A 17,912-nucleotide genomic window follows, 5' to 3' on the forward strand; every position below is an offset into this window, starting at 1 on the left:
CAGCCTACCCACGATATCCACCGGAGGGAACGGGGTCCCCGGGACGCGCGGACGCCCCCGCCCGGTCGGGGGCGAGGGCGTCCGCAGCACGTGCGGAAAGCGCTCAGCTGGTGGCGAAGGCGCCATCCGAGGAGAAGATCAGACCCACGCTGATCGAGCCGTCGCGCAGCCCGCTCTTGGTCAGCGGCCCGCCCTGGTCAAGGGAGGAGAACTTGCCGAACGACAGCCCGTAGGTCTTCTCCAGGCCCGGCTTGCAGAAGGGACGCTGCTCGCACTCCGGCGGGCCACCCAGCACAGTCGCGCTGCCGGAGCACTTCGCCGCCAGCTCGGAGAGGGTCCGCACGCCGTACTTGTCGGCGAAGGCCTGGGTCACCGCGAAGGCGTTCTGGTCCTGTGCGGCGGCCGGGGTGCCGAAGGTGAGGCCGGCCTTGTCGCCCTCGGCCTTCAGCGCGGTCACCGTCGTGTTGATGTCCGGCGAGGAGACCGGCTGGGCGTTCTGGCCGTTGGCCTTGGTGTTGAGGAACTCGGCCATTGTGGCCGCGTACTCCGGGACGACCTGGATCTCGCCCTTCTCCAGGGCCGGCGCGTAGAGCTCCCGGTTGCCGATCTGCTGCACCTTGACCTGGTAGCCGGCGGCGGTGAGCGCGATCCGGTACAGCTCGCCCAGGATCTGACTCTCGGCGAAGTTGCCGGCGCCCACCGTGATGTCGCCGCCCGGGCCCTTGGCGATGCCCGCGGTGAGGTTGTTGGCGCTGGCGAACTCCTCGGCCGCCACCTTGGGGGTCTTGCGGTCCTCGTTGACGGCCTTGTTGAGCTGGATCAGCTTCGGAGTGTCGAGCGTGGCGGAGACCTTGTCCAGTGCGGCGATCAGCTGCGGGTTGGCCGCCTTGCTGTTGACCGCAGGAATGACGTTGTCAGAGTTCTGGAGCTTCTTGTCGTCCTGCAGAGCGATGAGCTGCTGGCCGGCGACCGGGGCGCACCCGGCGCCGGAGGCGCTCGTCTGGGGTGCGTCGGTGCCGGACGAGCCGGCGTCACCGCAGCCGGTGAGGAGTGCTGCCCCGGCGACGGCGCTGACCGCCCCGATCGCCAGACGTGTACGTGCGCGCATGTGCCCGCCTTCCGTGTCCCGGCGCGGCCCGTCCCGGGCCGGCCGCGTGTCCGACGGGCGATCCTGACTGTCGGCCGCCCGCGAATGTCCACCCAACATGCTCCGGAACCGACCGACAACTTGGGATGGACTTCGTCACCCCATCGTCACCGATTTGACGGGCGTGGGTCGCCAGCTCGACGCGGGCTCACCCGGACGGGTCAGGCGCTGCCGGTGGCGTCGGCGGCCCGGGGCCGCCCGAGGCGCTGCCGCCCGCGCCGCAGCGGTTTGGGGGTGACAAGCCGTTCGACGCCGCCGAGGACCACCTCGGCCAGCAACGCGAGCCCGGCCACCAGCACACCACCGGCGACGATCTGTCCGCCGCCGGCCGCGATACCGATGCCGAAGCCGGTCCGGATGATCTGGCCCAGGCCGCCGCCGTTGACGAAGGAGGCCAGCGCCGCTGTCGCGATCACCTGGACCGCAGCGGTACGGAACCCGGCGGCCAGGTAGGGCACCGCGAGCGGCAACTCCACGCGGCGCAGCAGTTGCCCGCCGGACAGGCCCATCCCCCGGGCCGCGTCGCGGGCCTCCGGGTCCACCTGGCGCACCCCGGTGTACGCGTTGGCCAGCAGCGGCGGCACGGCGAAGACAGCCAGTGCCACCACCACCGGTGTCTTCCCGAAGCCGCTGGCGAAGACGACCGGGAGGATGGTCAGCAGCGCCAGGGTGGGGATGGCCAGGGTGGCGTTGGAGATCAGCACCACGAGGCCGCCACCTCGACCGAGGTGCCCCAACCAGAGCCCGAGCGGCCAGGCCACGAGGCAGCCGAGCGCCACCGCCAGGGCCGAGATCGTCAGGTGCTCGCCGAGCCGGTCCAGCATGCCGCCGGGGTTGGTCCAGTTCAGTGGGTCGTTGATCCAGGTGATGGCCTGCCCGATCGGGTTTTCCGCCACGGTCACCGTGCCCTCCGGGTGGACCAGGGAGTCACCAGTCGGGCGACCAGGATGAGCAGCAGGTCGAGCACGACGGCGAGCGCCACGCAGAGCAGTGCAGCGGTCATGATCTCGGCCTTGTAGAGGTTGTTCTGAAAGCCGGCGAAGATCAACTGACCGAGCCCGCCGTGCCCGACCAGCACCCCGACAGTGACCAACGCCACCGTCGAGACCGTCGCCAGCCGTACGCCGGTCACGATGCCCGGCAGCGCCAGCGGCAGGTCGATCCGGAACAGCCGCCTCCAGCGACCGTAACCCATGCCCTCGGCGGCCTCCCGAACCTCCGGAGGCACCTGGTTGAGACCGGCCACCACGTTGCGCACGATCAGCAGCAACGCGTAGAGGACCAGCCCGACCAGCACAGTGGTCGCACCGGTGCCCAGGTAGGGGGCGATGAACGCGAAGAGCGCCAACGACGGGATCGTGTAGACCACCCCGCTGACGGCGAGGATCGGACCGGCAAGCGGACGGACCCAGTACGCCAGCACGGACAACGGCAGGGCGATCAGCACCGCGATCAGCACCGCTCGCCCGGTGAGGGAGGCGTGTTCGCGCACCGCGGCGAGGATCGTGTCAGAGTTGTCCCGCACGTACTGCCAGGAGAACCAGGGGTTACCCGGGTCGGCCCGGTAGCTCAGGCGGAAGGACATACGTGGACGTTACCCCGGAGGCTGCCGGCGTGGCCCAATCCCCTCGCGCGGCGTCGATCTCCCTGGAGGGCATCCAGAAGCGCTACCCGAACGGCACTGAAGCTGTCCGGGACCTCAGCCTGGAGGTCCGGGCCGGCGAGCTGGTGGTGCTGATCGGCCCGTCCGGCTGCGGCAAGTCGACGGTGCTGCGGATGATCAATCGCCTGATCGAACCGACCGCCGGTCGCATCACGCTCGGCGACGAGGACGTCACGAACGTCGACCCGGTGCGACTGCGCCGTCGAATCGGGTACGTGATCCAGAACGTCGGTCTCTTTCCACACCAGACCGTGCGGGCCAACGTGGCCACCGTGCCGGGCCTGCTCCGCTGGCCCAAGAGCCAGACCCGGGCCCGGGTCGACGAGCTGCTCGACCTGGTCGGACTGGACCCGGCGGAGTTCGGCGGTCGCTACCCGCACGAGCTGTCGGGTGGCCAGCGGCAGCGGGTCGGGGTGGCCCGGGCGCTCGCCGCCGACCCGGTGGTGCTGTTGATGGACGAGCCGTTCTCGGCCGTCGACCCGATCGTCCGGGCCCGCCTCCAGGAGGAGTTCCTGCGCCTCCAGGCCGAGGTACGCAAGACGATCGTGCTGGTCACCCACGACCTCGACGAGGCCGTCCGACTCGGTGACCGGATCGCTGTCCTCTCCGAGGGCGGGCACCTGGAGCAGTACGACACCCCAGCCGCGCTGCTCGGCGCACCCGCCACCGCGTTCGTACGCGAGTTCGTCGGCGCCGACCGGGGCATCCGTCGGTTGGCGGTCACCCCGCTCGACCGGGAGGCGCTGGAGCCGGTGCCCGAGGACGCCGCACCGGACCTGCCCACCGTCGCTGTGGACGGCTCGGCGTACGACGCGTTGGCGGTCCTGCTCACCTCGGGCCGCGACCGGCTCCTGGTGACCGACGCCGGCCGGCCGGTGGGCGCGTTGAGCCGACAGCGCCTCCTCGACCTCGGCCGCCCGAGCAGCTGACCCCCGTTTGGGGCAGGCACGACCGTCGCGCCCTGACCCCGCCTCGGCCAGGTCAGGCGCGACCGCCCAGGCTGGCGATGCCGATGATCCACCCGGTGAGGAAGCCGTAACCGGCACCGGTGCTGGCGTCCTGCAGTGCCCCCAGGAGCGACGGCGCAGGGCCGAGCAGCGCCGCGAGCACTGCGGCCAGCCCGCCAGCCAGCACGTATGCGGCCCAGCCGGAGAAGAACTGGCTGACCGGGCCGGGCACCCGGGCGACCTGGGCCGCGGGCAACAGGTAGAGCAGCGCCACAGCGAGGACCACCAGCAGCACGGCTCGCAGGTCGGCGGCGAACAACCCGCCGGCCTGCCCGTCCGCGTCGAGCCGCCAGGCCGGCCAGGCGAGCAGGCGCGCGTAGAAGGCCCCGGCCGACTCCGGATTGGTGAGGGTGACGGCCCAGCCGGTGTACGCCGGACTGCCGCAGATGCCGACCAGCAGCAACACGGCGAGCGCGCCGGTGCCGGCGGCCGTGCCGTAGCGGCTGACCGGGCCGGAACGGTTGACGAGCGACGCGATCTGCCCAGGCCCCGAACCGGTGGCTCGGGTGGACCTGGGCTGCCCCGAGCGGCTCAGTGCTTCATCAGGTAGTCGATGAAGGCGGCCCGCAGCAGCGGCGCCGACTCCTCGTAGCCGTGACCGGTCAGCTCCCGCCACAGCGCGTTGGCTTCGTCGATCGTCGGGCCGATCGAGTTCGGGGCGCCATCCAGCACCGTGGCCTCGTCCGCGTTCGGCAGGTGGCGCAGCACCGACCAGAAGAAGCCCACGTCCCGGTGCTCCCGGGCCCGGGCGAACGCCCGCTCCCGCAACTCCTCGGTGGACAGCGCGTCAAGCTCCTCGAACGAGGTTCCGCCCGGGGTGGCGGCAGGTGAGTCGGTCATGTCGCCGAGCCTAACTGTCGAGATCAGCTCCGGCTCGGCGGACGCGACGCGGCTCACCGCTCATCGGTGTCCCACCGTCGCGGGCCGTCCTCCCACCGGGGATCCCGCCACGGGTCGACCGGTTGCGGCGCGGCCTGGGTCGGCAGCGTGGGAGGCCAGTTGTCGACGGACTGCGGCTGCGGTGTGGTCCAGCCCGAGCTGATCGTGCCGTCGCTGACCGGCTCGGGCCGCTCAGGGCCGCCCGGTCGAGGCCGCCCGAGCGTCTCGACCAGCCGGGTGGCCAGCAGCCCGACGCCGAGCGCCGCCCCGCCGACCACCCAGTTGCTCAGCGTCCAGCCACGCTCCGGCGCGTACACCTGGAAGACAGTGACCAGGCCGACCGCCAGCAGCGTGCCGAACACCCCGCCCCGGCGGCCGTACGCGCTGGTGCCGGCGAGCAGGGCCACCCCGATGGCCAGCACCGTCCAGTCCAGCCCCGAGGTGGGCGCCACCGGCCCGGGGCCGTTGGCGGCGAGCAGCACGCCGGCCAGAGCGGCAAGCACCGTGGAGACGACAAGCGCGACGGCGGTCACCACTGCGGCCACCGCGCCCCGCCGACGGGCCGGGTCGGCGATCGGTCGGTACCTGCCGACGAGCCTGCGGATCGCCCGGATCGCGCCGAACAGCCCACCCAGGACGGCCACCGCGGCGAAGCCGGCGAAGAGGTAACCGGCGCTGCTGGTGGGGTCGTAGTCGCCCTGCACCAGCACTGGCGCCGAGCGGCGTTCGATGTACACCACCACGGCGGCGGCGCCGGCCAGGCTGGCGGCCCAGCCCGGCACGTGCAGCACCACCACTGCCAGCGCCAACGCCAACCCACCCACCGCGGCGACCGCCACGGCCGGGCCGAGCGACGCCGGCAGGCCCCGGTCACCCTGCTCGGCGTAGTGCAGGGCGGCCGCCACCGCGATCGGGCCAACGGCCAGGTTCGGCGCGGACGTCCGCAGGCTCAGCCCTGCGGCCAGGGCGAGCAACCCCAGCCCGACCGCGTCGATCAGCAGCGTGCGCAGGTTGCCGTCGCGCACCGCGGCCGGATCCTCCCGCCAGAGCAGCCAGCTCACGGCGGCCAGCCCGGCCAGCAGCAGCAGCTCCCACCCCAGGTGTACGCCGATCCGGTCCCGGCCGGGCTCACCGTGGGCGGGATCGTCGAAGACGTTGTCCAGGACGGCGGCCGGCACCCCCGACGAGGGTTCGGCCGACCGGTCCCGGCCCGCTTCTTCGTACCCCATGACGCCGCCTCCCCAGTGGCCGACCGTCCCCAGTCCGGCGCACGGACGGACCCTGGGCGGCCCTTGCTCCCCGATCGCAGGCACCGTACCCGCGACCGCAGCCGGGCGTAACCCCCTGCTCAGCGCTGGCCGGGGCGGCTCTCCCGCTGGTCCTGCTCGCGCTCGTCGTCAGGGCGTTCCGGCACCCGGCAGGAGCGCTCCAACCAGAGCGCGGCACCAACAAGTGCCAGCGAGGCGAGCAGGCCTCCGCCGGCAGCCGGTCGATCGTCCAGGGCGGCGCGGGTGGTCTCCACGAAGAGCCAGCCGGTGAGCCCCGCGTAGAAGCCCGCGAAGATCGCGGCGGCCAGTGCCGACGCCTTGGCCAGCACCACGAAACGGGCGACCAACAGCGGATTGACCGGCTCCCGACCCGGCTTACGCTCGATCCGGCCCCGGGTGTTGATCGCGGCGTACGCCTCCAGCACCGCGAGCCCGGCCAGCGTCACCACCGGCAGCCAGGGCAGCCGGGGAATGCCGCTGTAGTAGAGGGTGCTGATCAGCAGCCAGGCCACCGCCGCCGCAGCCAGGCCTGCCACGACCAGGGTCGAGATCCGGGTGGGGCCCATCCGCGACCCGTCCGGGCCCGACCCGCGGGGTGGGGGCTTCGCCTGCGTCATGCCGGCCGGTTCCGCTCGGTCATGCCGTCGACTCTAACGCCAACTCCGGCCGGGGACGCAGTTCCAACGCCTCGTCAGCGGCGGGGCCGGTGGTCAGCAGGTCGGTCAGCCAGCCGTGACCGGGCAGCCGACCGTACGGCTGGATGTCGATCCACGGACGCAGCACGAAGGCGCGCAGGTGCGCCCGGGGGTGCGGCAGGGTCAGCTCCTCCTCGTCGCTGAGCACCGGCTCGTCGTCGTCGCCCCAGACCGCGATCACATCCACGTCGAGGGTGCGCGGCCCGAACCGCCGCTGCGGGTCACGGACCCGGCCGGCCGCGCGCTCCGCGTCGCGGGCCCGCTCCAGCCAGTCGCGCGCTGTCGCGCTCTCGTCCTGCACGAGCACCACCGCGTTGAGGTACGCGGGCTGATCGGTGTCACCCCACGGTGGAGTCTCGTACACCCCGGAGAGCACGAGCACCGCGTCGCCGAGGGTGGCGACGGCCGTGCGCAGGTGCTCCAGGCGGTCGCCCAGGTTGCTGCCGAGCGAGAGAACCGCCCGGGTCACCGGGAACGCGCCCGGGTCATGGTGACGGCCACGTCGGCGAAGGTGTGCGGCACCGGAGCCTCCGGCTTGTGCACGGTGATCGTCGCGGCGTCGACCCGAACGTCTGCCAGGCAGACCGCGAGGAGCCGGTCCGCCAGGGTCTCGATCAGGTTGACCGGCTCACCGGTCACCACCGCGACCAGGCGTTCGGCCAACTCGCCGTAGTGCACTGTGGCGGTGACGTCGTCACTGGCGGCGGCCGGGCCGAGGTCCAGCTCCAGGACGGCGTCGACCACGAAGTCCTGCCCCTGTTCGCGTTCGAAGTCGTACACCCCGTGCCGACCACGCGCCCGCAGGCCGGTCAGCTGGATCCGATCCGTCGTCATCGCCGTACCCCCTGCTCGTGATCGTCCTGCGTCCGCATCCTGTCGTGCGGCGGCACGGCCAGGCGGGGGCTGCCGGTCGCCGCCCAGACGGCGAGCGCGTCGGCGGTGGCCCGCACGTCGTGCACGCGTACGCCCCAGGCGCCCGCGGCGACCGCCAGCACACTGGTGGCCACGGTGGCCGCCTCCCGTTCGGCGGTCGGTCGCGGCGTACCGTCCGCGGCGGCGAGCAACCCACCGAGGTACGACTTACGGCTCGCGCCGAAGAGCAGCGGGTAGCCGAGATCCAGCAACTCCGGCAGGCGGGCGCTGAGCTCCCAGTTGTGCGCGGCCGTCTTGGCGAAGCCGAGCCCGGGGTCGACGATGAGGCGGTCGGCGGCAACCCCGGCGGCCAGCGCCGCGTCGATCCGTTGGGCCAACTCGGCCCGGACCTCGGCCACCACGTCCGTGTAGGTGGCCAACTCGCGCATGGCACGGGAGTGCCCACGCCAGTGCATCAGCACCCAGGGGCAGTGCGCGTCGCGGACCACCCGGGCCATGTCCGGGTCGGCCAGGCCACCGGAGACGTCGTTGACCACTGCCGCGCCGGCGGCCAGGGCGGCCTCCGCGACCCGCGCGCGGCTGGTGTCGACGCTGACCGCCACACCGGCGGCGGTCAGCTCGCGAATGACCGGCAACACCCGCTCGGCCTCGGTCGCGGCGTCGATCCGCTCGGCACCCGGACGGGTCGACTCGCCGCCGATGTCGACCAGCTGCGCACCGGCGTCCCGTAGACGGACGCCGTGTCCGACGGCGGCGTCCAGGTCGGCGTACCGTCCGCCGTCGGAGAAGGAGTCCGGTGTGACGTTGAGGACGCCCATCACCACCGGGCCCGAAGCCCGCACCAGATCGGTCACGACTAGACGGTACCGGTCGCGGTGGCGGTGCCCAGCGACCCGGGTAGGCCCCGCACCACTGCCCCTGACGTGCCGATTGGAACAGGTGTACGATCGGTCATCTGGGCAGTATCGGGCAGCCCCTTCGCGGCTTGTCGCAATCCGGGGCGGCCCGTACGCTTTGGAATTGGCCAGCATCGAGATGGCGAAGCTTGGAGGGAGGGCCGAAGCGGGGGAAAACCGCCCAAACCTCGCCACCCTCCGTGGTGAGTAACGAACACAGGGTCAAGAACGCCATGCCCTGTGGAGCACTTTTCCCGCCAGGCTTGCCTATTGCACCGCCGCGGCACCGCCGGCCGCGCTATGGGGAGGTTCCAGTGATCGCCTTCGAGCTCATGGAGACGGCGTCGTCCGGCGTCGCCCACGCGCTCTCCACCCTGGCGTCGGCTCCACTCGCGGAGCCGGCACCGAAGGGGATCGACACGAACAGTGTCGTCACCTTCTTCGCCAGCAAGATCGCGCCGATCCTGCTCGCCGTCCTGGGTGTCATCTTCATCGGCCGCGCCAGCCGAGGCGAGATCTCCAAGGTGCTGACCAGCTCCGCGATCGCCATCGTCGGGCTCGCCTTCATCGCGGGCGCGGCAACACTCTTCTTCGTCGGCGATTACCTGATCGACCTGATCTTCGAATAGGCGCGTTCACCAGATGCGGCTACGCACCGACGACGACATCTACCGGGCCCGCCTGGTCTACCTCGGGCCGCCCGGCTACACCCTTCCGGTTCACCTGCCCTACGCCCAGTACGGGCTCTTCATGCTGCTGGTCCCCCTCTACATGTTCATCCACTGGCTGTTCACGTTGACGGTCGAGCTCTTCCCAGCCTGGGAGATCGCGCTCGCCATCGTGACCACGTCGTTCATCTTCCGGCACGTCGACCCCGATCGGCCGGCGCGGGTGGTCATCCGCACCGCGCTGACCGACTGGCGACGCACCCGGGAGCCGGCGGTCGAGCAGCGCGATCCGCGCCTGGTCGGCAGCCGGATCAGGATTCGGGAGGAGCTGGCATGACCGGACGTACGTCGAACGGTCCGTCGCAGGACGCGGGCATGGGTCTGCCGACAGTCGCCGAGGCGATCGCATGAGCCGCTCCTCCACGCCGGGCTCCCCGGCCGGCCGACCGGGCGCACCAGCCGGTCACCATGCGCACTCAATCGACTACACCGAGGACGAGGATGAGGTTGCCCTCGACCCCGCGCTGGTGACGTCACCCGGCCACGGTGCCGTCGGCGTGTTCCAGGCACCCCGGCCCGTTCCCCGCCGGACGCCACCGGCCGAGCCCACCGCCGTCTCGGCCGGCGAGAACGCCGACATCGACTCCCCCTTCCTGGACCTCTTCGGCGGCGGAGGGCGACCCGCCTCGCCACGAGCGGTCACCGCCGGCCCGAGCACCCGCGAGCAGCCGGCGATCCCGCACCAGCCGCCGCCCACCGCCAGCCCGGCGCCAGCCCGCGCGGTTCCCGAGGTCGAGCCACAGTGGACGCCGGCCGGCAACGGTGGCCGACCCGTCGAGCCACGGCACGGAGGCGGCCACCCGACCAACGAGTCCCGGGTGCCGCACCAGGCCGGCGATCGACGGCCGATGCTGCGTCCGCCGGACGAGTCCGAGTCACCCACCGACGGCGGGTCGCCGTCGGTGACCACCAGCCCGGTCCGCCGACCCGCCAACACCGCGCCGGGCGGCCGCCCCACAGCGACGTCGCCGGCCCGACCGGCGGCTCAAGCGCCACCCCAGCCGACGGCCTCCGCCAGCCGGTCCACTGCTCCGACGGAGCAGCCGGCCATGATCACGGCTGCGGATCGGCCAGCTCTCGAACGTACGGCGCGCCGGGCCACCGACGCGGATCGGCCCAGGAGCACCGGCAAGGAGATGGCCGCACCCCGACAGCGCACGGCGAGCCGTCCGGACCGACCGATCAAGCCGACCCGGGTTCGCGCTCCAAAGATCAAATTCGGGGATCGGGATCCGTCGGTCGAACTGGCCATCACCGAGATCGCCGGCCACCTCACCTTCACACCGAACACCGTCACCGCCTGGTACTGGCTGCCCGAGGTCCGTTGGGCGTTCCGGCCGGACGCCGAGCGTGAGGCGCTGCTGTCGGCGATCTCCGAGCAGTACGCCGGCCTGGCCGGCTTCCGACTGCACCTGCGCCGCACCACCCGGCCGTTCCCCGCCGACGAGTGGGCGCGCACCATCGACACGCACACCTCGGCACCGCTGCCCGACGTCCCCGGCACCACCGGCTGGGCCGATCATCTGGTCGCCGCCCAACGCCACCTGATGGCGGTCAACCACGCCGAGGGCCAGACCTACCTGGGTGTCACCTTCGCCCGGCGTTCCCTCGGCGACTCGCTCACCGAGCGGCTGCTGCGCACCTTCGGCCGGGGCACCGCCGACGGGGAACGCCGCAAGCTGGGCCGCACAGTGGAACAGTTCGACGAGGTGCTCGGGGCGTTCGGCATGCGCGGCCGGCGGGTCACCGCCCAGGAGCTGGAATGGCTGCTCTACCGCTCGGTGGCGCTGTGCATGTCGCCGCCGAGCACCCTCTCCCCCGTCACCGACGGGCGCTGGGAACGCGGCGACCTGCTCGCCATGACCGAGCAGGTCGAGCGCTACCGCACCCCGTACGGCTCGACGGTCAAGCTGGTCAACCGGATGACCGGCGAGGAACGGCACGTGGCAGTGCTCGCTGTCGGCCGGATGGAACCGCTGGAGATTCCGGAACGACACGAGCCCTGGCTGCACTTCCACGAGCGGCTGCCGTGGCCGATGGAGATCTCCACCCGCGTCGACATCCTCGGCTCCGGCGACTCCTTCCGCAATCTGGAACACCGGCTGCGGATGATCCGCTCGCAACAGCTCGACTACGCCGAACACGGCATCGACGCGCCCCCTGAGCTGGAGCGACTGGCCAAGCGCGCCCTGGTGATCGGCGACGAGATGACCACCGGCCTGCCGGTCGACTCGGCCCGTGCGCACGGCTGGCACCGGATCGCTGTCGGCGGCCGGACCAGGGAGGAATGCCTGGAGCGGGCCCGCCGGCTCATCCAGCTCTACTCCCGCGAGCTACGGATCTCACTGCAGCACCCGAAGAACCAGGACTGGCTGGCCCGCGAGTTCATCCCCGGCGAGCCGATCGCCAACACCGGCTACGTGCGTCGCATGCCGGTACCGCTGCTCGCCGCCGCGCTCCCCCAGGCCGCATCCAACGTGGGCGACCGGCGGGGCGACCTGATCGGCCGAACCGCCGGCACCTGCCGCCGCCCGGTCTTCCTCGACCTGCACTTCCCCATGGAGGTCCGGGAACGCTCCGGGCTCGCGGTCTTCGTCGCCGAACCGGGCGGTGGCAAGTCCACCCTGCTCGGCGCCCTGGGCTACCTGGCCGCCCGCCGAGGTGTCCAGGTGACCCTGCTCGACCCGTCCGGCCCGCTGGCCCGCCTCTGCGCGATGCCCGAGCTGCGGCCTTACTCCCGGGTGTTGAACCTGACCGGCTCGGAGCACGGCACCCTGGCGCCCTACTCGCTCATCCCGACGCCGCTGCGCTCCGAGTTCGGCACCGGGGCCGCCGGCGACCGGGAGTTCGAGATCGCGGTCTCCAACGCCCGGGCCGAGCGGCGAATGCTGGTCCAGGACATCTGCATGATGCTCGTCCCGCCGCAGGTGGCCAGGGAAGCGTCGACAGCCACCCTCTTCCGGCACGCCGTCCGCCAGGTCCCCGCCGAGGAGACCTCCACCCTGGACGACGTGGTGAGCTGCCTCGGGCGGCTCGACGACGACGCCGGCAAGGAACTGGCCAACCTGCTGCTGGACACCGCCGAGATGCCACTGGCCATGCTCTTCTTCGGCCGACCGCCGGAAGGGCTGCTCGGTGCCGACGCGGCACTCACCGTGATCACCATGGCCGGGCTACGGCTGCCCGACCTCAAGATCGAACGCGAGTACTGGTCAGCCGAGGAAGCACTGGCCCTGCCGATGCTGCACACCGCGCACCGGCTCGCCGTCCGGCGCTGCTACGGCGGCTCAATGTCGTCCCGCAAGCTCGTCGGCCTCGACGAGGCGCACTTCATGGAGGGCTGGCGGTCCGGGCGCTCCTTCCTGGTCCGACTCGCCCGCGACTCCCGCAAGTGGAACCTTGCCGCGCTTGTCGCCTCCCAGAACCCCCGCGACATCCTCGGCCTCGACGTACAGAACCTCGTCTCCACAGTCTTCGTCGGTCGCATCGCCGAGGACGCCGAGATCGCCTCCGAAGCGCTACGGCTGCTGCGGGTGCCGGTGAACGACGGGTACGAGGCCACCCTCGCCTCACTCTCCGCCGCCGACACCAACTCGGCCTCCCGCCTCGGCTTCCGGGAGTTCGTGATGCGTGACGTCGACGGCCGGGTGCAGAAGGTCCGAGTCGACGTCTCGTACGTCGAAGGGCTGCTGGACCACCTCGACACGACGCCCGCCGCGATCGCCGCAGCGGCCGGAGTCCTGCCGAGCATCCCCCTGCCGGATCTGGAGGCGTGACATGGCTAGGGCCTGGGCAAGGACCGTGTCGTTCCTGCTCGCCCTTGGCGTACTGGCCGGGGCCACCCTCAGCTGGCCGCTGATCGGTGCGGAGGCCGCAGCCGCCGCACCGCCTACTGCCCAGGCCCGCGCCGACCTCTGCACGACCGCCGAATGGCAAGCCGACTTCCGCGCCTGCGTGGCAAAGCTGAAGCAGGTCAGCAAGGCAGAGATCGATTGCCTCAAGCCACCTGTGCCTTCCGCCCCGGATTCGGGCTTGGCTGGTTGGTTCGCCTCCCGACCGGACTCGTCCAAGCTGCCCGGGCCAAAGGGCATCTACAGCGACTACGGCTACGGCGGTTACAGCTTCAACACCTACAACGTGGAGGGTGGATGTGCATCCACCGTCCTTCATCCGGACTACAAGTTCACCACCACCGTCGCCAACGGTGAGCTCATGATCGCCACGGCGGTCGTGGGTGCCTCTAACGCCCTGCGGGAGCGGGCCTGGGATCCCCGCTCGATGTGGAATTGGGCTGACCCGCTGGTGGAGAAAGCCACCAAAGGCGTATACGAGAAGGTATTCAGCGTCTTCGGAATCGTCACGCTCTGCGTGGTGGGTCTCTACCTGCTCTGGCGCTCCCGCCAGTCGGACATGAGCAATGCGATGACGACGGCAGGGTGGGCGCTACTGGTGATGGTGGCGGTCACCGCGCTGGCGGCCTGGCCCGTCAAGTCGGCGAACATCGCCGACGGCACCCTGATCACTTCGCTCGGCGTCGTACACGATGCGCTAGGTCCGGCGTCAAAAGATATCCCGACCGACAAGTGCGTGCTTCCCAATCCGGACGCTTGCATCGACAAGCGGCCACCGGCCGTCCGGGCCAGCGACACCGCTACTGAATCGATGCTCTACCGCAACTGGCTACGTGGTGTGCTTGGCTCAGCCGACAGCGAGACCGCTAAAAAGTACGGCCGGGCACTCTACGACGCCAAATCGCTTAGCTGGGGTGAGGCGGAATCAATCCGCTCCAATCCCACCACTCGTGATGTAGTGATCGGGGCCAAGCAACAGCAGTGGATGACAGTTGCCGAGCAGATTAAGGCCGAGGACCCGGAGGCGTATGAGTTCCTAACGGGAACCCGCGACATGGATCGGATTGGCTCCGGGTTCATCGCGGTGCTCGCGGCCGTGCTCTTCGCAATGTTCGACCTCACCGCGTCGGTGCTCGTGCTGCTCGGCTTCCTGATCTTCCGCTGGGCGGTGATCGCTGCTCCGATTCTCGGCACGATCGGCCTACTGCGACCCGCCAGCGCCGGGTTACGCCGACTGGCTAATGCGGTCGTTGCCGCAGTCTTCAACATCGCCATCTTCGGCACTGGTGCCGCGATCTACCTCTTCGCGGTCGATTTGATCATGAGCACACCCACCCTGCCGGGTTGGCTTCAGGTGGTGCTGGTGTGGCTCTGCGGGGTGGTCGGATGGCTGTTGCTGCGGCCGTACCGTCGGATCACGCAACTCGGCGGCAAGGACAGCAGCGAAGCGGTCAGTTCGGCCGGGTCCTGGCACCGCCGGTTCTTCCGCGACATGCGTACCGCCGCACGACTGGACGTAGCCGAGCCGGGCGGCACCGCCGAGCCGGTGGGCGGACGTCGACGGTCGCCCGACGCAACGCAGACCCGGCTACGACCCGAGGCGCGGCGGGAGGACCCGGCCCCGGTGCCGACAGCCGCGGCCGAGGGCCGACGCGCAGACGCGGTGCGCCCAGACGGTCGCGAGCGGCCCGACGAGGCGCCGGCGGAGGAGGGCAGAGGTCGGAGCCGCCCAACGGCCCCGCAGCCCCGACGCCGACAGCCAGCGACCTGGACCGAGCCGGATGTTCCGGCTGAGAACCCGTCGTTCGTGGTCTACCGCCCGGGCTCCAGCGAGCGTGTAACGGATCGCACCGGACCTCGGGTGCGCTCAGAGGCGAGGTGACGGTGATGCGACGGGCGTTGGAATTCGTCTTCACCCGGGCGCTGCGGTCCCGGCTGGGCGTGGCGCTCGTGATCGGAGTGGTGGTCGTCGCTGTGCTCGGGGCGGCCAGGCTGATCTCCAACCCGGGCGATTCAGCCGATGGGTTGAGCACCCGTCCGGATGGGCCGATCATCACAGTGGACCCGACGGCCGGCGACGACGGTCTGCTCAACAGCGCGGCGCCACCGTCACCCGTGACGTCGCCCGGCGCCCGCACGCCCGAACAGACCGCCGACCGCTTCGCCAAGGCCTGGCTGGGCCGTCCCGGTATGACCACCGAAGAGTGGCAGGCTGGTCTACGGCCACTCTCCACGCCGGCGCTGAGGGACAAGTTGACCGGCGCCGAGCCAGAGAGCGTGCCGGCCGAGAAGGTCACCGGTCCGCCAACCATGCGAGAGCGGACCGAGACGTTCGTCGAGTTGCTGCTTCCCCTCGATGCCGGCGGGCTCCGGTTGGAGCTGGTCACCTCCGATGATGGTTGGCTGGTCGACGTTCTGGACTGGGAGCGGCCATGACCGACGTTGGTAGCGCCAAACTCCGCCGTGGTCCCCTCCGGCTCGGTGTGGTCGCCGCAGTGCTCACCGGAATGCTGCTTCTGCTCTGCTGCACCGGCGGCACTGCGGCGTTCTTCCTCACCGGGCTGGGAGGCGACGACGCCGAGAACGGCGACACCATGGCAGGCAGGGAGTGCGGGCCGGTCCGAGCGGTCAACATCGCGGGCAAGCTGCCGCGATTCGCCCAGTACGGCGATACCCAGGTCCGCAATGCCTCGATCATCATCAAGGTCGGCCAGGACATGGGCGTACCTTCGCGAGGTTGGGTGGTCGCCCTCGCCACCGCGATGCAGGAGTCCGCCCTACGCAACCTGGCCAACAGCGGCGTACCCGAGTCCCTGGCCCTGCCGCACGAGGGAGTAGGCGCGGACCACGACTCACTGGGCCTTTTTCAGCAGCGGCCGGGGTGGGGCACTGTCGCCGAGCGGTTGAACCCCGCCTACGCGGCCCGCAAGTTCTACGAGAAGCTCGTCAAGGTGGGTAGCTGGCAGCAACGACCGCTGACAGTTGTCGCGCAGCGGGTGCAGGTCAGCGCATACCCGGACGCGTACGCCAAGCACGAAGAGGCAGCCAGCCGGATCGTGGACGCGCTGGCCGGCGGCGCGGCCCGCACCGTCGAGATCAACGGCAAGGCGGTGTGCAACGCGGCCGAACGCGGTCAGATCGCCGCCTCCGGCTGGACCGCGCCGATCCCCGGCGGAGTCGGCTCCGGTTTCCGCACCGCCAGCCGACCCAGCCACAACGGAGTCGACATCGGCGCGGCCAAGGGCACCGAGATCCGCGCGGCAGCAACCGGTCGGGTGCTGGTCTCCACCTGCGACGAGGATCGCCGCGGCCGCCAGGACTGCAACGTGGACGGCTTCCCCGGCAAGGGCGGCTGCGGCTGGTTCGTCGACCTGCTGCACGCCGGTGGCTACATCACTCGGTACTGCCACATGGTGGTTCAGCCCTTCGTCAAGAAGGATCAGATCGTGACTGCCGGTCAGGTGATCGGCAAGGTCGGCAGCAGTGGTAACTCCTCCGGCCCGCATCTGCATTTCGAGGTACACCTGCGCAACGACCGCAGCGCGTCCGGGGCGGTGAACCCGGGCCCGTTCATGCGCGAGCGGGGTGCCCCGCTGCGCGCCGCCGGGTGAGGCCATCACGGCTATGACCGGACCGTTACCTGACCCATTCGCAGACCAGCCGGACTGGGCACCGCAGCCACCGAGACCACTGACCATCGTCCCAGCGACGCAGCGGGTCGAGCTTCGCGGTCGACGGGTGCTGGTCGGGCTGCCCGGGATGGGGTGGCGCGGGGACCTGCGCGCGGACGACCGGGTGGTGCAGAGCGCCCGGACCTACGTGCCGGTGATCCCCGAGCACGAGTGGTACCGAGCCGAAGCCGACCAGGTCGAGGTGTTCGCGCCGTTGGTGCCGGTGGAGCGGGTCTGGGTGGAGACGGTCGGCGGCCGTCCGGGTGTGGACGACGCCCGGGACACGGGCATCCGGTTGGTCTCGCTGGACGGCCCCGCACACCGGACCCCCACACCGGTCTTCGAAGCGGACGCGGTCACCGGTCGGCGGGTGGTGCACGTCGAGGGCGGCCTGGAACACCGTGACCTTCGGGCGGTCACCGAGACCTACTCGGGCGCCGAAGGGGACATCTGCGTGCGAGTCACACCCGAGGTGGAGTGGTACCGCTGGGCCTGGCGCGGCCAGTCACCCACCACGTTGGAGGTTCCAGTACATCTCTTGTGGATCGAGTGAACCTCCTCAAGATCGTTCGGCCTTACATACCCGCCAGCCGTCTTCGTGCAGTGTCTCAAACCGCCACCGCTGACGATCGCTTTGCGAGATCCCGTCCACGAAGGCCGAAAGGATAAGGTCGACCTCAACTTTGGCTGAATCGTCCTGCCGCTGAATAGCAAAATTCTCCCAACTTGCCGAGATCTTTGCGCTGAAGCGCAGTTCACGCGCTACCAGATCCTCCCGAAGAAGCCGCAGAGCATCGATATCTGCACCGCTCTGACAGACGAATTCGCTTGCTCTCGCGTCGTTCCGGTCTGCAAGAAATGACTGAATATAATTAGCCACGACAACGTCCGGTGTGCTGCGGTCGGGCGTTGAGGCGCGGTTGTACCAAATCAGAACGGTGGCGACCCCGCCGAGGCAGAGCAGGGCGAGCACGCCAGCGACGACAGTGAGCACCGTCCGCATTCGGCGGCGTGGCGGCTGCGGTGCCGGCGTTGCCGGGGCGGGCGGCAACTGCTCGGACGGTGTCCGCTGGGCCGGTACGCGGGAGACCTGGGAACCGGCGGGGGGCTGCACTGATTCCACCTCCTGAAGTTATCGGCTGGACGCTCCGGAGCCAATGCCTCAGATCCAGCGGATCGTGACGGACCCCTCCCCACCGGTGAGATCCACTACAACACCGGCGCAGCACCGAGG

19 protein-coding genes are annotated in these 17,912 nt (G+C 70.7%); 8 read left to right on the forward strand and 11 right to left on the reverse strand.

Annotated elements, in window-relative coordinates:
• Positions 1-103 precede the first annotated feature (103 nt).
• The 3 genes from AB0K35_RS08105 to AB0K35_RS08115 form a co-directional block, all read right to left on the reverse strand.
• Positions 104-1,108 carry a glycine betaine ABC transporter substrate-binding protein gene (locus tag AB0K35_RS08105; RefSeq protein ID WP_238667215.1) on the reverse strand — a complete coding sequence of 335 codons (1,005 nt, stop codon included), beginning with the start codon at positions 1,106-1,108 and terminating at the stop codon, positions 104-106.
• 200 nt (positions 1,109-1,308) lie between these two features.
• Complete coding sequence (locus AB0K35_RS08110) at positions 1,309-2,049, reverse strand: ABC transporter permease (RefSeq protein ID WP_210780819.1); 741 nt, start codon at positions 2,047-2,049, stop codon at positions 1,309-1,311.
• A complete protein-coding gene (locus AB0K35_RS08115; protein ID WP_091403225.1) occupies positions 2,046-2,732 on the reverse strand; it encodes an ABC transporter permease in 687 nt (228 codons plus the stop codon). The genes AB0K35_RS08110 and AB0K35_RS08115 overlap by 4 nt, the downstream gene beginning before the upstream one ends.
• A 29-nt stretch (positions 2,733-2,761) precedes the next feature.
• Here AB0K35_RS08115 and AB0K35_RS08120 point away from each other — a divergent pair, with 29 nt between their 5' ends.
• A complete protein-coding gene (locus AB0K35_RS08120) occupies positions 2,762-3,739 on the forward strand; it encodes an ATP-binding cassette domain-containing protein (protein WP_238667216.1) in 978 nt (325 codons plus the stop codon).
• Positions 3,740-3,791: 52 nt separating this feature from the next.
• Here AB0K35_RS08120 and AB0K35_RS08125 read toward each other — a convergent pair whose 3' ends face one another.
• The 7 genes from AB0K35_RS08125 to folP all read right to left on the reverse strand — a co-directional run bounded on the left by AB0K35_RS08125 (position 3,792) and on the right by folP (position 8,386).
• A complete protein-coding gene (locus tag AB0K35_RS08125; RefSeq protein ID WP_363884512.1) occupies positions 3,792-4,295 on the reverse strand; it encodes a hypothetical protein in 504 nt (167 codons plus the stop codon).
• A 53-nt stretch (positions 4,296-4,348) separates the two neighbouring features.
• Positions 4,349-4,657: a hypothetical protein gene (locus AB0K35_RS08130; protein ID WP_091403607.1), complete on the reverse strand. Its 309-nt coding sequence runs from the start codon at positions 4,655-4,657 to the stop codon at positions 4,349-4,351.
• 53 nt (positions 4,658-4,710) lie between these two features.
• Positions 4,711-5,925 carry an ABC transporter permease gene (locus AB0K35_RS08135; RefSeq protein WP_238667217.1) on the reverse strand — a complete coding sequence of 405 codons (1,215 nt, stop codon included), beginning with the start codon at positions 5,923-5,925 and terminating at the stop codon, positions 4,711-4,713.
• Positions 5,926-6,044: 119 nt separating this feature from the next.
• Positions 6,045-6,581 (reverse strand): DUF3180 domain-containing protein, encoded by a 537-nt coding sequence (locus AB0K35_RS08140; protein ID WP_357363180.1) that lies wholly within the window; start codon positions 6,579-6,581, stop codon positions 6,045-6,047.
• A 19-nt stretch (positions 6,582-6,600) separates the two neighbouring features.
• A complete protein-coding gene (folK, locus tag AB0K35_RS08145; RefSeq protein ID WP_238667219.1) occupies positions 6,601-7,128 on the reverse strand; it encodes a 2-amino-4-hydroxy-6-hydroxymethyldihydropteridine diphosphokinase in 528 nt (175 codons plus the stop codon).
• Positions 7,125-7,493 carry a dihydroneopterin aldolase gene (folB, locus tag AB0K35_RS08150; RefSeq protein ID WP_363884359.1) on the reverse strand — a complete coding sequence of 123 codons (369 nt, stop codon included), beginning with the start codon at positions 7,491-7,493 and terminating at the stop codon, positions 7,125-7,127. Before folB ends, folK begins: the two co-directional genes overlap by 4 nt.
• On the reverse strand, positions 7,490-8,386 hold the full coding sequence (gene folP / locus AB0K35_RS08155) for a dihydropteroate synthase (protein ID WP_363884361.1): 897 nt from the start codon (positions 8,384-8,386) through the stop codon (positions 7,490-7,492). Before folP ends, folB begins: the two co-directional genes overlap by 4 nt.
• A gap of 356 nt (positions 8,387-8,742) precedes the next feature.
• Here folP and AB0K35_RS08160 point away from each other — a divergent pair, with 356 nt between their 5' ends.
• The 7 genes from AB0K35_RS08160 (at position 8,743) to AB0K35_RS08190 (ending at position 17,231) form a co-directional block, all read left to right on the forward strand.
• Positions 8,743-9,057, forward strand: a complete 315-nt coding sequence (locus tag AB0K35_RS08160; protein ID WP_030327982.1) for a hypothetical protein — start codon at positions 8,743-8,745, stop codon at positions 9,055-9,057.
• A 13-nt stretch (positions 9,058-9,070) separates the two neighbouring features.
• Positions 9,071-9,433, forward strand: a complete 363-nt coding sequence (locus AB0K35_RS08165) for a hypothetical protein (protein ID WP_053654782.1) — start codon at positions 9,071-9,073, stop codon at positions 9,431-9,433.
• Between the two features lie 70 nt (positions 9,434-9,503).
• On the forward strand, positions 9,504-12,932 hold the full coding sequence (locus AB0K35_RS08170; protein ID WP_363884363.1) for an ATP-binding protein: 3,429 nt from the start codon (positions 9,504-9,506) through the stop codon (positions 12,930-12,932).
• A 1-nt stretch (position 12,933) separates the two neighbouring features.
• Positions 12,934-14,889, forward strand: coding sequence for an MFS transporter (locus AB0K35_RS08175; RefSeq protein WP_363884365.1), 1,956 nt, complete (start codon positions 12,934-12,936; stop codon positions 14,887-14,889).
• The gene (locus AB0K35_RS08180) at positions 14,886-15,443 is read left to right on the forward strand and encodes a hypothetical protein (RefSeq protein ID WP_357363171.1); all 558 of its coding nucleotides are present in this window, start codon (positions 14,886-14,888) and stop codon (positions 15,441-15,443) included. The genes AB0K35_RS08175 and AB0K35_RS08180 overlap by 4 nt, the downstream gene beginning before the upstream one ends.
• On the forward strand, positions 15,440-16,618 hold the full coding sequence (locus AB0K35_RS08185) for a M23 family metallopeptidase (RefSeq protein ID WP_363884367.1): 1,179 nt from the start codon (positions 15,440-15,442) through the stop codon (positions 16,616-16,618). Before AB0K35_RS08180 ends, AB0K35_RS08185 begins: the two co-directional genes overlap by 4 nt.
• A 13-nt stretch (positions 16,619-16,631) precedes the next feature.
• Positions 16,632-17,231 (forward strand): hypothetical protein, encoded by a 600-nt coding sequence (locus AB0K35_RS08190; RefSeq protein WP_238667226.1) that lies wholly within the window; start codon positions 16,632-16,634, stop codon positions 17,229-17,231.
• 6 nt (positions 17,232-17,237) lie between these two features.
• Here AB0K35_RS08190 and AB0K35_RS08195 read toward each other — a convergent pair whose 3' ends face one another.
• Entirely contained in the window at positions 17,238-17,792 is a 555-nt protein-coding gene (locus AB0K35_RS08195) for a hypothetical protein (RefSeq protein ID WP_363884514.1), read from the reverse strand.
• Positions 17,793-17,912 lie beyond the last annotated feature (120 nt).

Origin of the sequence: Micromonospora sp. NPDC053740 (assembly GCF_040677775.1) — a bacterium.
Taxonomy (GTDB): domain Bacteria; phylum Actinomycetota; class Actinomycetes; order Mycobacteriales; family Micromonosporaceae; genus Micromonospora; species Micromonospora alfalfae.

Coding starts and splice junctions, on each gene's coding strand:
- AB0K35_RS08105 (WP_238667215.1), bottom strand. CDS start 1,108: ATGCGCGCACGTACACGTCTGGCGATCGGGGCGGTCAGCGCCGTCGCC.
- AB0K35_RS08115 (WP_091403225.1), bottom strand. CDS start 2,732: ATGTCCTTCCGCCTGAGCTACCGGGCCGACCCGGGTAACCCCTGGTTC.
- AB0K35_RS08130 (WP_091403607.1), bottom strand. CDS start 4,657: ATGACCGACTCACCTGCCGCCACCCCGGGCGGAACCTCGTTCGAGGAG.
- AB0K35_RS08135 (WP_238667217.1), bottom strand. CDS start 5,925: ATGGGGTACGAAGAAGCGGGCCGGGACCGGTCGGCCGAACCCTCGTCG.
- AB0K35_RS08140 (WP_357363180.1), bottom strand. CDS start 6,581: ATGACGCAGGCGAAGCCCCCACCCCGCGGGTCGGGCCCGGACGGGTCG.
- folB (WP_363884359.1), bottom strand. CDS start 7,493: ATGACGACGGATCGGATCCAGCTGACCGGCCTGCGGGCGCGTGGTCGG.
- AB0K35_RS08165 (WP_053654782.1), top strand. CDS start 9,071: ATGCGGCTACGCACCGACGACGACATCTACCGGGCCCGCCTGGTCTAC.
- AB0K35_RS08170 (WP_363884363.1), top strand. CDS start 9,504: ATGAGCCGCTCCTCCACGCCGGGCTCCCCGGCCGGCCGACCGGGCGCA.
- AB0K35_RS08175 (WP_363884365.1), top strand. CDS start 12,934: ATGGCTAGGGCCTGGGCAAGGACCGTGTCGTTCCTGCTCGCCCTTGGC.
- AB0K35_RS08185 (WP_363884367.1), top strand. CDS start 15,440: ATGACCGACGTTGGTAGCGCCAAACTCCGCCGTGGTCCCCTCCGGCTC.
- AB0K35_RS08190 (WP_238667226.1), top strand. CDS start 16,632: ATGACCGGACCGTTACCTGACCCATTCGCAGACCAGCCGGACTGGGCA.